The organism is Kitasatospora terrestris, from assembly GCF_039542905.1.
Taxonomy (GTDB): domain Bacteria; phylum Actinomycetota; class Actinomycetes; order Streptomycetales; family Streptomycetaceae; genus Kitasatospora; species Kitasatospora terrestris.
On sequence record NZ_BAABIS010000001.1, the window covers coordinates 1,780,632 to 1,793,711 of the forward strand.

General features: G+C 74.6%; 10 protein-coding genes. All 10 read left to right on the forward strand.

The features are described 5' to 3' along the window. Positions 1-116 precede the first annotated feature (116 nt). Entirely contained in the window at positions 117-1,262 is a 1,146-nt protein-coding gene (locus ABEB06_RS08290; protein WP_345696156.1) for a glycosyltransferase family 4 protein, read from the forward strand. A 98-nt stretch (positions 1,263-1,360) separates the two neighbouring features. After that, on the forward strand, positions 1,361-3,112 hold the full coding sequence (locus ABEB06_RS08295; RefSeq protein WP_345696157.1) for a tyrosine-protein kinase family protein: 1,752 nt from the start codon (positions 1,361-1,363) through the stop codon (positions 3,110-3,112). Between the two features lie 73 nt (positions 3,113-3,185). Continuing rightward, positions 3,186-4,274: a glycosyltransferase gene (locus ABEB06_RS08300; protein WP_345696158.1), complete on the forward strand. Its 1,089-nt coding sequence runs from the start codon at positions 3,186-3,188 to the stop codon at positions 4,272-4,274. A gap of 26 nt (positions 4,275-4,300) precedes the next feature. After that, entirely contained in the window at positions 4,301-5,335 is a 1,035-nt protein-coding gene (locus ABEB06_RS08305; RefSeq protein WP_345696159.1) for a GNAT family N-acetyltransferase, read from the forward strand. Then, positions 5,335-6,879 carry a hypothetical protein gene (locus ABEB06_RS08310; protein ID WP_345696160.1) on the forward strand — a complete coding sequence of 515 codons (1,545 nt, stop codon included), beginning with the start codon at positions 5,335-5,337 and terminating at the stop codon, positions 6,877-6,879. Before ABEB06_RS08305 ends, ABEB06_RS08310 begins: the two co-directional genes overlap by 1 nt. Beyond that, positions 6,866-8,062: a DegT/DnrJ/EryC1/StrS family aminotransferase gene (locus ABEB06_RS08315; protein WP_345696161.1), complete on the forward strand. Its 1,197-nt coding sequence runs from the start codon at positions 6,866-6,868 to the stop codon at positions 8,060-8,062. The genes ABEB06_RS08310 and ABEB06_RS08315 overlap by 14 nt, the downstream gene beginning before the upstream one ends. 114 nt (positions 8,063-8,176) lie before the next feature. Further along, complete coding sequence (mscL, locus tag ABEB06_RS08320; protein ID WP_345696162.1) at positions 8,177-8,629, forward strand: large conductance mechanosensitive channel protein MscL; 453 nt, start codon at positions 8,177-8,179, stop codon at positions 8,627-8,629. A gap of 260 nt (positions 8,630-8,889) precedes the next feature. After that, on the forward strand, positions 8,890-9,564 hold the full coding sequence (locus ABEB06_RS08325) for a DUF6643 family protein (protein WP_345696163.1): 675 nt from the start codon (positions 8,890-8,892) through the stop codon (positions 9,562-9,564). 179 nt (positions 9,565-9,743) lie between these two features. Continuing rightward, entirely contained in the window at positions 9,744-10,601 is an 858-nt protein-coding gene (locus tag ABEB06_RS08330) for an MOSC domain-containing protein (protein ID WP_345696164.1), read from the forward strand. 80 nt (positions 10,602-10,681) lie between these two features. After that, positions 10,682-13,072, forward strand: a complete 2,391-nt coding sequence (locus ABEB06_RS08335) for a right-handed parallel beta-helix repeat-containing protein (RefSeq protein WP_345696165.1) — start codon at positions 10,682-10,684, stop codon at positions 13,070-13,072. The last annotated feature ends 8 nt before the right edge of the window (positions 13,073-13,080 follow it).

Below are 13,080 nucleotides of genomic sequence, written 5' to 3' on the forward strand. Positions count from 1 at the left end.
CGGTCTGCCGATTTCCTGGCGGGAGGGACCGGTGGCCTGGGATGCTGATCCCGAGTCGGATCGCGGTGCCGCCAGGGAGGGCGCGCCGGGCCCGGCGCCGGGTGGGGGTTGCGGCTGTGCGTGTGCTCTATGTGATCGACAGTGTGAGTCGGGTCGGCGGGGCGGAGCAGGGGCTGGTGGCGATGGCGCCCCAGTTGGTACGGGCCGGGGTTCGGTTGGATGTCGCGTACCTGAAGGATTCGCCGGGGGGCTTCCAGCCGGAGCTGACGGCGGCCGGCGCCGAGGTGTTCGGCGTGCACCACGCGGGCCGGGCGCGGACGGCGGCCGGCCTGCGGGCGCTGATCCGGCGCCGCCGGCCGGAGTTGGTGCACACGACGCTGTACGAGTCGGACGTCCTCGGCCGGGCGGCGGCGATCAGCGCCGGGGTGCCGGTCGTCTCCAGCCTGGTCAACTCCTCCTACGGTCCGGAGCACCTGCACGCCCGCGGGCTGAGCCCGTGGAAGGTCCGGGCGGCGCAGGCGCTGGACGCGACCACCGCGCAGGGCACCCGCCGGTTCCACGCGCTGACCCACCACGTGGCGGACGCGATGGCCCGCCGGCTGCGGGTCTCCCGCCAGCTGATCGACGTGGTGCCGCGCGGCCGGGATCCGCAGGTCCTCGGCTCGGTGACGCCCGAGCGGCGGGCGGCGGTGCGGGCGGCGCTCGACCTGCCGGACGAGGTGCCGGTGGTGCTGGCGGCGGCCCGTCAGCAGTACCAGAAGGGCCTGGACGTCCTGCTGGAGGCCTGGCCGGAGGTCCGTAGACGGGCGCCGGACGCGGTGCTGCTGCTGGCCGGCAGCCGCGGCGCGGAGACGGCGCGGCTGGAGCGGCTGGCCGAGGCGGCCGGCAACGTGCGCTTCCTGGGCCCGCGTGACGACGTGTTCGACCTGATGGCGGCCTCGGACGCGTTCGCCGTGCCCTCCCGCTGGGAGGGGCTGGGCAGCGCGGCGATGGAGGCGATGGGCGTGGGCGTGCCGCTGGTCTGCGCGGACGTGCCGGCGCTGCGCGAGACGGTAGGCTCGGAGGACTACGCGCTGCTGGTGGCACCGGAGCAACCCGCCCTGCTGGCAGCCGCGTTGACCGAGGCGCTGGACGACCGCGCGGCCGCGGCGGTCCGGGCGAAGGCGGCCCGGGCGCGGTTCCTCGCGAGCTTCACGCTCTCCCACGTGTCGGCCCGGATGGTCGGCTTCTACGAACGGGCGCTGCGCCGGACCGCGGCCTGACGGTCCGTCACTGATATCGGTATCACCAAAGTGCTTGCGCCGCAGGTCGCGGACGGCAAGCATGCGCATCGCACCTGCAAAGCGAGGGGAACCAACCGGTGGAACCGGCAAACCTTTTCACTGTCCTCCGACGGTACTGGCGACTGCTGGCCGGCTGCACCGCGGCTGCTCTGCTGCTCGGCTTCCTGCTCACCCCGGCCGGTGACGCGGTGGACGACGGCAAGTGGCAGTGCAAGGTCGCCATAACGCCGGTCGCGGGCGCGGCGGACACCGTCCGGGCCGACCAGGTGCTGTCCTACGCGCAGGGCTCCTCGGTGACCACGGCGGCCGCGCAGAAGCTGCACGTCATGGACGTGGCGGGCCTGTCGGCGCGCCGCACGGTGGCCGCGGCGTCCACCCAGATGCTGCAGTTCACCACCACCGGGCCGACCCAGCAGTCGGCGGCGGAGCTGGCGCAGGCGCTCTCCGACGCGACCATCACCGGCTACAGCCAGGAGTCCAAGCGCAGCGCCGACGAGTCGATCAAGCGGCTGCAGGCCCAGGCCAAGGAGCAGCAGGAGCAGGTCGACCAGCTGCAGCGGGACTTCTCCTCCGCCCGCCCGGCCGACCAGCCGAAGCTGAAGCCGCAGCTGGACAGTGCGATCGCCTCGCTGACCAAGACCCTGGGCGCCATCGGCGACCTGCGCAACTACAGCCAGACCGACGCGATCCAGCAGTGGGGTTCGATCGACTGCAAGGAGACCGGCGGCAACTTCCTCTCGGCGCCCAGCCGGGGCCTGCGGATGAGCATCGCGGTGGTGCTGGGCCTGGGCCTGGGCGTGGTGGCGGCCCTGATGCTGAGCCGGATGGACTCCCGGCTGCGCACCCGCAACGGCGCCGAGGAGGCGTTCAACCTCCCGGTGATCGGCGAGATCCCGCTGCTGTCCCGGCGCAACCGCCGGCTGCGCGAGCCGCTGGTGGTGGCCCGCCCGTCGGACCCGGCGGCGGAGGCCTTCCGGTCGCTGCGCTCGACCCTGCTGCTGACCGGGCCGGACGTGCTGGCGCAGCAGATCGGCGACGGCGCCACGGATCCGGCGGCCCGGGCCGCCCGGCGACGGGCCAACCCGGCGCCGGTGATCCTGGTGATGTCGGGCCGCAGCGGTGACGGCCGGACCAGCACGGTGGCGAACCTGGCGGCGGCGCTCGCCGAGACCGGCCGCCAGGTGCTGGTGCTGGACTGCGACTTCCGCCACCCGCAGACGCACGTGCACTTCGGGGTCGGCGAGGGTCCGGGCATGGCCGAGCTGCTGAGCGGCGAGCAGCTGACCGACCCGGGCGACCTGATCCGGCGCACCAACGTGGAGGGCGTCTCGCTGATCCCCGGCGGCAACACCGCCACCGCGTACCCGGCGGCGCTGGTGCTGCGGGCGGGCGAGGTGCTGCGCCGGGCGCAGCGGCACGCGGACGTGGTGCTGGTCGACTCCTCGCCGCTGCTGCACGCCAACGACGCGTACGAGCTGGTGCGGCACGCGGACGCGGTGCTGGTGACCGTGATGGCGGGCAACGTGAAGCCGGAGGAGGCCGACCGAGTGGCGGAGCTGCTGGCCCGCACCGGTGTGCCGGTGGCCGGCGTGGCGCTGCTCGGCACGGACGGTCCGACCGGGCTGCGCCGCAAGCCGGGTTCGGCCCGGGCCTCGGCGGCCGCGGCCCGTTCGGCGGCCGTCTCCGCCCCGCTGCCGTCCGTCCCGCGGCCGGCCGCGGCGGAGCCGCAGGAGCACAAGCCGAGCTGGGCCCGGCGCCCGGCGGCCGAGGGGCCGCAGGAAGCGGAGAACGAGAGCACCCTGCAGCTGCGCCTCGGGGAGGACCTGTGAGCGGGCGGAGCGAGCGGACGGGAAAGCGGCGCGCGTGGGCGGAGGCCCCCGCCGGGCGCGGCGAGGTGGGCGCATGACCCGCCGGAGGGTGCTGTGGCTGGCCAAGGGCCTGGGCCGCGGCGGCGCGGAGCAGTTGCTGGTGAACTGCGCGCGGAACGCCGACACCTCGCGGTACGAGTTCGAGGTGGCGTACGTGCTGCCGCACAAGGACGCGCTGGTGCCGGCGCTGGAGGCGGCCGGGGTGCGCACGCACTGCCTGGGCGCGGCGCCGGGGGCCCTGTGGCCGTGGCGGCTGCGGTCGCTGCTGGCGGAGCGCCGGTACGACCTGGTGCACTCGCACATGCCGGTCCCGGCGGTCGCGGCGCGGCTGCTGACGCTGGGCCCGCGCGGGGCGCGGCTGGTGCACACCGAGCACAACGTCTGGGAGCGCTACCGGACGCCGACCCGCTGGGCGAACGCGCTGACCTACCGGCGCAACGACGCGGTGATCGCGGTCTCGCACGCGGTGGCGGGGACCATCGGCCGCCGCCGGCCGGGCGACTGGGTCACCGTGGTGCACCACGGCCCGGACCTGGCCGGGGCTCCGGAGGGTCCGGCGGCGCGGTCCGCCGCCCGGGAGGCGCTGGGCCTGCCGCAGGACGCGGTGGTGATCGGCACGGTCGGCAACCTGACCGCGAAGAAGGACCAGGCGACTCTGCTGGCCGCGTTCGCGCAGCTGCGCCGGGAGCATCCCTCGGCCGCCCTGGTGCTGATCGGCGCGGGCCCGCTGGAGCAGCAACTTCGTTCCCAGGCAGGTGAGTCGGTGGTGTTCGCGGGTTCGCGGCCGGATGTTCCGGCGCTGCTGCCGGGCCTGGACGTGTTCACCCTGAGCTCCCGGGCCGAGGGCCTGCCGGTGGCGCTGATGGAGGCGATGACCTCGGGCCTGCCCTCGGTGGTGACCCGGGTCGGCGGCATGCCGGAGGTGCTGGACGACGGCGAGCAGGGCTACCTGGTGCCGCCGGGCGACCCGGCGGCGCTGGCGGCCGCGCTGGGCCGGCTGGTGGGCGACGGCGGGCTGCGCGAGCGGCTGGGCTCGGCCGCCCGGGAGCGGTCCAAGAGCTTCGACGTGGCCGGCGCCCAGCGCTCGATCGAGCAGGTGTACGCCCGGGTGCTGGCCCGCTGACTCCCCCGAAGGGACAGAGGACGAACGTGAGTTCCAAACTGACGTACCGTCAGCTCGACGAGACGGACACGCCGGCGGTGCTGGAGCTGCTGACCGCCTCGCTGGCGGGCGGGCCGACCGGCACCCGCAGTGCCGACTTCTTCACCTGGAAGCACCGGCGCAACCCGTTCGGCGACAGCCCCGGCCTGGTCGCGGTCGCGCCGGACGGGCGGCTCGCCGGGGTGCGGCTCTTCCTGCGCTGGCGGTTCCGCGGTGCCGACGGCCGCCCGGTGGCCGCCGTCCGGCCGGTGGACACCGCCACCCATCCGGACTTCCAGGGCCGCGGCATCTTCCGCCGGCTCACCACCGACCTGCTCGAACAGGTCGCGGGGGACGCCGAGTTGGTGTTCAACACGCCCAACGGCAACAGCCTGCCCGGCTACCTCAGGATGGGCTGGCGGGAGCTCGGCCAGGTGCCGATCTCGATCCGGGTGGCCCGGCCCACCGCCTTCGCCCGCGGCGCCCGCGCGGCGCTGGCCCGCCGCGCCTCCGCCCCGCGCCCGCCGGCCTGCCACCTGCCCACCGCCGAGCGGTGGTTCGCCGACAAGCCGGCCGGGCTGGACGGGCTGCTCGCCGAACGGGCCGAGGCCGACCTGGCCGACCCCCGGCTCGCCACCCCGCGCACCGCCGAGTACCTGGCCTGGCGCTACGGCGAGGCGCCCGGCCTGGACTACCGGGTGCTGACCTGCGAACGCGGTGGGGAGCTCGCCGGGGTGGCCTTCGGCCGGCCCCGCCGGCGCGGGCCGCTCGCCGAGTTCACCCTCGCCGAGGTGATCGTCCGCCCCGGCGACCGGGGCAGCGCCGCCCGGCTGCTGCGCGCCGCCGCCGCGTCCGGCTGCGACCACGCCGCCACCCACCTGGCCCCCGGCACCGAGGCCGCCCAGGCCGCGCTGCGCCGCGGCTACCTGACCGCGCCGCGCACCGGCATGACGCTCGCCGCGCGCACGCCGACCGGCCCGCTCCCCGCCGAGCACACCCTGGCCGCCTGGCGGTTCGGCCTCGGCGACCTGGAGGTCTTCTGATGCGCCCGCCCGCCCGGATGGAGCAGCGGGTGGCCGGCCTGCGCACCCTGGCCCGCCGCCAGCAGCTCTCCGTCCTGGCCGCCGCCCTGGTGCTGGGCTACCTCATGGTGTTCGTGCTGGCGATGGTGCACACCACGTACGACACCTGGGGCGCGCTGCTGGTCGCCCCGGCCCTGATGGTGATCGGCACCCCGATCCTGGCCCGGGTGGCGGCGGCCAACCCGGAGCGCGGGATCTTCAAGCTGCTGATGCTCGCCATGGGCCTCAAGCTGTTCTGCGCCTTCCCCCGCTACCTGATGGCCTTCGTGCTGTACGGCGGCGCGGCCGACGCCAAGATGTACCACCAGCGCGGCAGCGAGCTGGCCCGGTACCTGGACACCACCGACCTGTTGAGCAGCGGCATCCACTACGACCTGGGCATGAAGGTGGCCGGCACCGGCTTCATCATCATCGTCACCGGCGTGGTGTACGCGGTCACCGGGCCGACCCTGGTCGGCGGCTTCCTGGTCTTCTCCTGGCTGGGCTTCTGGGGCCTGCTGTTCTTCTGGCGGGCGCTGCAGATCGCCTTCCCGGAGGCCGACGCGCGCCGCTACGCCAAGCTGGTGTTCTTCCTGCCCTCGCTGCTGTTCTGGCCGTCCAGCATCGGCAAGGACGCCTGGATGATGTTCTGCCTGGGCCTGACCGCCTACGGCGTGGCCCGGCTGCTGGACCGCCGGTTCGGCGCCTTCGCCTGCATCGCGATCGGCTCGCTGGGCACGGCGATGGTCCGCCCGCACGTCACGGTGCTGGCGGGCGCCGGCCTGATGGTGGCGTACGTGCTGCGCAAGCGCCCGCAGCAGGTCTCCGCGCTCGGCCCGCTGCGCGCGGTGCTGACCGTGGCGGTGCTGGGCGTGATGGTGATGCTGATGCTGCAGCAGGTGTCGACCTTCTTCGGCACCGAGGGCGCCAACGGCGACGCGGTCAACCACGTGCTCTCGGAGACCTCGCGGCGCACCTCGCAGGGTTCCTCGGTGATCAACCAGCCGTCGGCCGACGAGGCGGCGCCCGCGTTCAGCCTCAACCCGGCGGGCCTGCCGGTGGCGGTGGTCAGCGTCCTTTTCCGGCCATTTCCGTTCGAGGCCTCGAACGTGCAGAACCTGGTCCAGTCGGTGGAGTGCTTCGCGCTGCTGGTGATGTTCGTCCGGGACTGGCCGCGGCTGCGGAAGATCCCCCGGCTGTTCGTCAGCCGTTCGTACATCGCCTTCACGATGGTGTACACGCTGCTGTTCTGCTGGGCCTTCTCGACCATCAACAACCTCGGCATCCTGTCCCGCGAGCGCGTCCAGGTGCTGCCGCTGGTGCTGGTGCTGCTGGCCGTGCCGAAGCCCGAGACGGCCGCCCGGACCTTCCAGCGGCGGCGGCCGCCGGTGTGGAAGGTCCAGCCCGGCCAGTGGGGCGAACGCGCGCCGGCGGCCGGCGCCCCCACCGACCCTCCGGCCCGCGTGGGCGCGCCGGAGCCACCACATCGACCCAGGGGGGATCGACCCGACCATGACGACCACTGACCAGAACCTGCCCGCCGCCCTCGGCGGCGCCGCCGCCTTCCCCGAGGGCCTGCCGCTCACCCGGCTGGAGGTCCCCGGGCGCGAGGAGCTGCTGGCCCGGCTCGGCCGCGTCCTCGACAGCGGCATGCTGACCAACGGCCCGACCGTCCGCGAGCTGGAGCAGCGCGCCGCCGAACTGATCGGCGTGGAGCACGTGGTGGCGGTCTCCAACTGCACCGCCGGCCTGATGCTGGTGCTGCAGGCCGCCGGGGTGGGCGACGGCGGCTCGGTGGTGATGCCGGGCTTCAGCTTCTCGGCGACCGCGCACGCCGCGCGCTGGGCGGGCGGCACCCCGCTGTTCGCCGAGGCCCGGGTCGAGGACGTCACCCTGGACCCGGCGGACGCCGAGGCCAAGCTCAAGGCCGCCGACCGCCCGGTCGCGCTGATGGCCACCCACGTGTACGGCACCCCGTGCCGGACCGAGGAACTGCAGCGGATCGCCGACGCCGCCGGGGTGCCGCTGGTGTACGACGCCGCGCACGGCCTCGGCTCCAGCCGCAAGGGCGTGCCGGTCGGGAACTTCGGCCTGGCCGAGGTGTTCTCGATGAGCCCGACCAAGGTCGCGGTGGCCGGCGAGGGCGGCCTGGTCGCCACCCGCGACGCCGACCTGGCCGCCACCATCCGCACCGGCCGCGACTACGGCAACCCGGGCGACTACGACACGCTCTTCCACGGGCTGAACGCCCGGATGAGCGAGCTGCACGCCGCGGTCGGCCTGGCCTGGCTGGCCGACCTGCCGCAGCGGGTGGCGCACCGCGGCTCGCTGGTCGCGACCTTCGCCTCCGCCGTCGCGGGCCTGCCGGGCCTGCGCCTGGCGCTGCCGGAGGAGGGCGACGTGTCCACCTTCAAGGACCTCACCCTGATCCTGGACGCGGACGCCTTCGGGCTCACCAACCGGCAGCTGGCCGACGCGCTGAAGGCCGAGGGCATCGACACCCGGCGCTACTTCCACCCGCCGCTGCAGCGGCAGAAGTCGTACGCCTACCTGGGCCAGGCCGAGTCGCTGCCGGTCACCGACCGGCTGGCCGAGTCGGTGCTGACCGTCCCGCTGTGGACGCACATGGACACCGCCACCGTCCGCCGGATCGCCGACGCGGTGGTCCGGATCCAGCCGCACGCGGAGCAGCTGGCCGCCGCCGTCTGACGGCCGGGCCCGGAGGAGGACACTCCTCCGGGCCTCGCACGGCGGTTCGCAGATTGCGCAATTCAGGTGAACTCGGTTGGACCGCACGGCTGTTGGCCGGGCACGATGGCGGCCATGTTCAAGGGATTCCGCAGTTTCCTGCTGCGCGGCAACGTGGTCGACCTGGCGGTCGGCATCGTCATCGGCGCGGCCTTCACCGCCGTCGTCACCGGATTCGTCACCGCCTTCCTGACCCCGCTGATCGGCGTCGCCACCGGCGCGGTCGGCGACTTCAGCCAGAAGCACTTCGTGGTGGGCGGCACCAACTTCCCGTACGGCGCCTTCCTCAACGCGCTGATCAGCTTCGTGCTGATCGCCGCGGTGATCTACTTCGCCGTGGTGGTGCCGGTGGGCAAGCTCCAGAACCGGTTCAACCCGGTCAAGGAGACCCCGGTCAAGAAGGCCGACTGCCCGGAGTGCCTGTCCACCGTGCCGGCCGCGGCGACCCGCTGCGCGCACTGCACCAGCGAGCTGGCCGGGCGTCCCGGCTTCCCGGCCCAGGCGAGCCCCCTGGAGCCCGCTCGTTGACAAATTGTTGACGCCCCGCGGGCCGTCGGCACCCCCGCGCCCTCCGGATCCGGTCGTCCGACCGCCGGAGGGTCGCCGCCGTCGCTTCGCCGGGCGTTCCACTGCCCGTCAGACGTCCGCGATGGCCGGAATCCACCCGCCCAATTGTCCGTTCTTCGTCACATTCGGACCCTTTGTGCACGCGAAGACTCTGTAAACAGTTGAACTCCCGGGCTTCCCACTCTCCTCAGCAGGCGCATTGTGGGCTTACGGTATGCCCCATGACCTCGCCCCGCTCCTACGACGGAGTCGGCTACCCCTCTCCGTCCTTCTCCTCCGGCACGCCCATCTACGACAGCTTGGTCGCAGAGCGCGGCATCCCGCAGATCGCCCCGATCAATGTGCCCCCGGCACTCCCCTCCTCCTACGGCTCCGGTTACGGCAGCTACAGCGGGTCCGGCTACGGCGGCTACGACAGCCCCGCGAGCAACCTGCCCGCCCTGCCGCCCGCGCGTCTCGCCCTGGGCCCCGGCCCGAGCAGCGCCCCGGCGCCGAGCATGCCCGGCCAGCCCACCGGCGGTTACGCCGCCGCCCCGCAGGCCGGCTACCCGACCACCGCGCAGTCGTACGTCCCGGGCCAGCGCCCGGCCGGGCCGGCCGCCTTCCAGCCGGCCCAGCCGCAGGCCCCGTACGGCGGCGCCGCGCAGGGCTTCGCCGGCCAGGGCCAGCCGCAGAACGGCTTCGCCTCCGCCCCGCAGTCCTTCGGTGCGCCGAGCTTCGGCAGCCAGGGCTTCGGCGCGCAGGCCCCGCAGGCCGGCTACTCCGCCGACCAGAGCTTCGGCGGCAACCAGCTGCGCCCGGCCGCTCCGGTCGCCCCGGTCCGTCCGGTGGTGCCGCAGCAGTACCAGGCCCCGCAGCAGTACGGCCAGTACCAGCAGTACCCGCAGGCCGGCTGAGCCGACCTGACCCGCCCGCCCGGCGCACGAGGGAGCCGGGCGGCACGAGCGGAGCAGGGGTCACCCCCGGGGCCGCCCGCACCGTCCCACGGTGCGGGCGGCCTTCGCACGTCCGGGGCCGGACGACGGCACCCGAACCGCCCTGCCGGACGGGCGCGGGCGGCTGGCAGGATGGGCCCATGCCACAGCTGACCGGACTGCACCTCTACCCCGTCAAGTCCACCTACCGGCTGAGCCCGGACAGTGCCCGGGTCGAGCCCTGGGGCCTGGCCGGCGACCGCCGCTGGATGCTCGTCGACCCGCGCGGCAAGGCGCTCACCCAGCGCGAGGAGCCCGCGCTCGGCCAGTACCGCGTCCGGCCCGCCGAGGACGGCACGCTCACCGTCACCGCCCCCGACGGCGCCACCGTCACCGTCCCGGTCCCGCTGGTCAAGGACGGCGCCGACGAGGTCGAGGTCGACGTCTTCGGCACCCGCATCGCCGCCGCCCTGGCCGCCGCCGGGGCGGAGCGCTTCTTCACCGAGCGGCTCGGCGAGGTCCGCCTGGTCCACCTCGACCGGCCCGACACCGGCCGGCCGATCGACCCCGCGTACGCCGAGGCGGGCGAGACCGTCTCCTTCGCCGACGGCTACCCGCTGCTGCTCACCACCACCGCCTCGCTCGACGACCTCAACCGCCGGATCGCCGAGGACCACCCGGACGACCCGGTCAAGGGCGCGCCCCTCCCGATGGAGCGGTTCCGACCCAACGTCGTCGTCTCCGGCACCGACGCCTGGGCCGAGGACGACTGGCGGCGGATCCGGATCGGCGAGCTGGAGTTCCGCGTGGCCAAGCCGTGCGGCCGCTGCCTGGTCACCACCACCGACCAGGAGACCGGCGTCCGGCGCGGGCCCGAGCCGCTGCGCGCCCTCGGCCGCTACCGCCGGTTCGGCCAGAAGCTGGTCTTCGGCCAGAACCTGGTGCCGATCCGGCCGGAAGGCACCGTGGGAGACACCCTGGGCACTCTCCGGCTCGGCGACCAGGTGACCGTCCTGTGACCGCACTCGTTGCACCGGGCGAACGCACCGCTCCCAGGTACTGTGACCGCAGTCGACGAAGGTGGGGATGACAGACCGTCATGGCTGAGCACAGGGTCAGGGTCACCCAGGACAGCGCCTCGCGCTGGCGCCGCCGCGCCGGCGACTACCAGTCGCTCGCCGAAGCGCTGATCGCCGCCGAACCGGGTGACACCCTCACCCTGCGGCCCGGCACCTTCCGGGAGGCGGTGCTGGTCGACAAGGCGGTGACGCTGCGCCCCGCCGAGGGCCCGGGCAGCGTCCGGATCGACCCGCCGCTCGGCGTCCCGCTGACCGTCACCGCCGCCGCGACCGTCCACGGCCTGGTCATCGAGGGCTCCGACACCGCCGCGCCCGCCGTCCTGGTCACCGGCCCGAAGGCGGTCGCCGAGCTCGCCGACTGCCGGGTGGAGGCCCGGGCCGCCGTCGGCGTGGAGATCACCGACGGCGCCCGCGCCACCCTGACCGGCTGCCTGGTCGACAACCCGACCGGCCTCGGCGTCCGGCTGCGCGGCGGCGCCGGGGCCGACCTGCGGGACTGCGAGAGCGCGGCCGCGGCCCAGGCCGGTGTCGCCGTCCTCGGCGGCTCGACCGCCCGGCTGGAACGCTGCCGCGTCCACCACGCCGGCGGCGCCGGCGTCCTGCTCGCCGACTCCGGCACCACCGTCGAGCTCACCGGCTGCGAGATCTACGAGGTGCGCGGCAGCGGCGTCCAGGCCGAGTCGCAGGCGACCGGACGGCTCACCGACTGCACCGTGCACCGGGTGACCGGCAACGGCCTCACCCTCGACACCGAGGCCGAACTCACCCTCGACGGCTGCCGGGTGCACGACCTCCCGGAGAACGCCGCCGACCTGCGCGGCCGCTCCCGCCTGGTGCTGAACCGCTCCACCGTGCACGACTTCGGCCGCGGCGCGCTCTCCGTCTGGGACACCGGCACCCGGGCCGAGGCCGAGGGCAGCCGCTTCCACTCCTCCACCGGCGACTACCCGGCGCTCTGGGTGAGCGACGGCGCCGCCGTCGCCCTCACCGACTGCGCCCTCGACGACCTCCCCGACGCGCTCTTCGTCCTCGACCAGGGCTCCACCGCCACCGCCCGCGACTGCTCGTTCACCGGCGTCCGCAGCTCCGCGGTCTCCGTCAGCAGCGGCGCCACCGCCGAACTGACCGACTGCCGGATCCAGCGGACCGGCACCGGCCTGTGGTTCCGCGACCACGGCAGCGGCGGCCTGCTGACCGGCTGCGAGATCGCCGAGGTGGCCACCGGGGTGATCGTCACCAAGGGCGCCGACCCGGTGCTGCGCGACTGCACGGTGCGCGGCGCCGCGGACGCCGGGGTGTACGTGTCGGCGCAGGGCCGCGGCACCTTCGAGGAGGTCCGGGTCACCCAGGGCCGCGGCTTCGGCTTCCACGTCATCGACGGCTGCCGGACCCGGCTGGTGCGCTGCCGCGCCGAGGGCAACGCCCGGGCCGGCTTCGAGTTCGCCGAGCCGGGCCCGATCGCCGAGGGCTGCACCTCCGACGACGTCGCCCCCACGCCGGCCGAGCTGCCCGCTCCCCGTCCCGAGCCGCTGCGGGCCACCACCGCCCCCGTCCTCGCCGCTCCCGCGCTCACCGCCCCGCCGCAGATCGGCCCGATCCCCGACTGCCGCCCGGCCGACGAGGCGCTCGCCGAACTGGACGCCCTGGTCGGCCTCGCCACCGTCAAGCAGGAGGTGCGCACCCTGATCGACCTGATCTCGGTCGGCCGCCGCCGGCAGCAGGCCGGGCTGAAGGCGCCCTCGCCCCGCCGCCACCTGGTCTTCACCGGCTCCCCCGGCACCGGCAAGACCACCGTGGCCCGGCTCTACGGCGAGATCCTGGCCTCGCTCGGCGTGCTGCAGCGCGGCCACCTGGTCGAGGTGGCCCGGGTCGACCTGGTCGGCGAGCACATCGGCTCCACAGCGATCCGCACCGCCGCCGCGTTCGACCGGGCGCGCGGCGGGGTGCTCTTCGTCGACGAGGCGTACGCGCTGGCGCCGGAGGACGGCGGCCGCGACTTCGGCCGGGAGGCGATCGACACCCTGGTGAAGCTGATGGAGGACCATCGGGACGAGGTGGTGGTGATCGTCGCCGGGTACACCGCCGAGATGGAGCGCTTCCTGGCCGCCAACCCCGGCCTGTCCTCCCGTTTCTCCCGGACCGTCACCTTCCCCGACTACAGCGCCGACGAGCTGCTGCAGATCGCCCGCGCGCAGTGCGTGGAGCACGAGTACCGGTTCGCCGAGGCCACCGAGGGCGCGCTGCTCGACCACTTCACCGCGATCGACCGGAGTGCCGGCTTCGGCAACGGGCGGACCGCCCGGCAGGTGTTCGAGACCATGGTGGAACGGCACGCGATGCGGGTCGCCCAACTGCCCGACCCCTCCACCGAGGACCTGCAGCTGCTCGTCCCGACCGATCTGCCCGGCTGACCGGTCTG

Excerpts from the sequence above, each read along its gene's own strand:
- ABEB06_RS08335 (WP_345696165.1), top strand. The coding sequence starts at position 10,682 with ATGGCTGAGCACAGGGTCAGGGTCACCCAGGACAGCGCCTCGCGCTGG.
- ABEB06_RS08310 (WP_345696160.1), top strand. The coding sequence starts at position 5,335 with ATGCGCCCGCCCGCCCGGATGGAGCAGCGGGTGGCCGGCCTGCGCACC.
- ABEB06_RS08330 (WP_345696164.1), top strand. The coding sequence starts at position 9,744 with ATGCCACAGCTGACCGGACTGCACCTCTACCCCGTCAAGTCCACCTAC.
- ABEB06_RS08300 (WP_345696158.1), top strand. The coding sequence starts at position 3,186 with ATGACCCGCCGGAGGGTGCTGTGGCTGGCCAAGGGCCTGGGCCGCGGC.
- ABEB06_RS08315 (WP_345696161.1), top strand. The coding sequence starts at position 6,866 with ATGACGACCACTGACCAGAACCTGCCCGCCGCCCTCGGCGGCGCCGCC.
- ABEB06_RS08325 (WP_345696163.1), top strand. The coding sequence starts at position 8,890 with ATGACCTCGCCCCGCTCCTACGACGGAGTCGGCTACCCCTCTCCGTCC.
- mscL (WP_345696162.1), top strand. The coding sequence starts at position 8,177 with ATGTTCAAGGGATTCCGCAGTTTCCTGCTGCGCGGCAACGTGGTCGAC.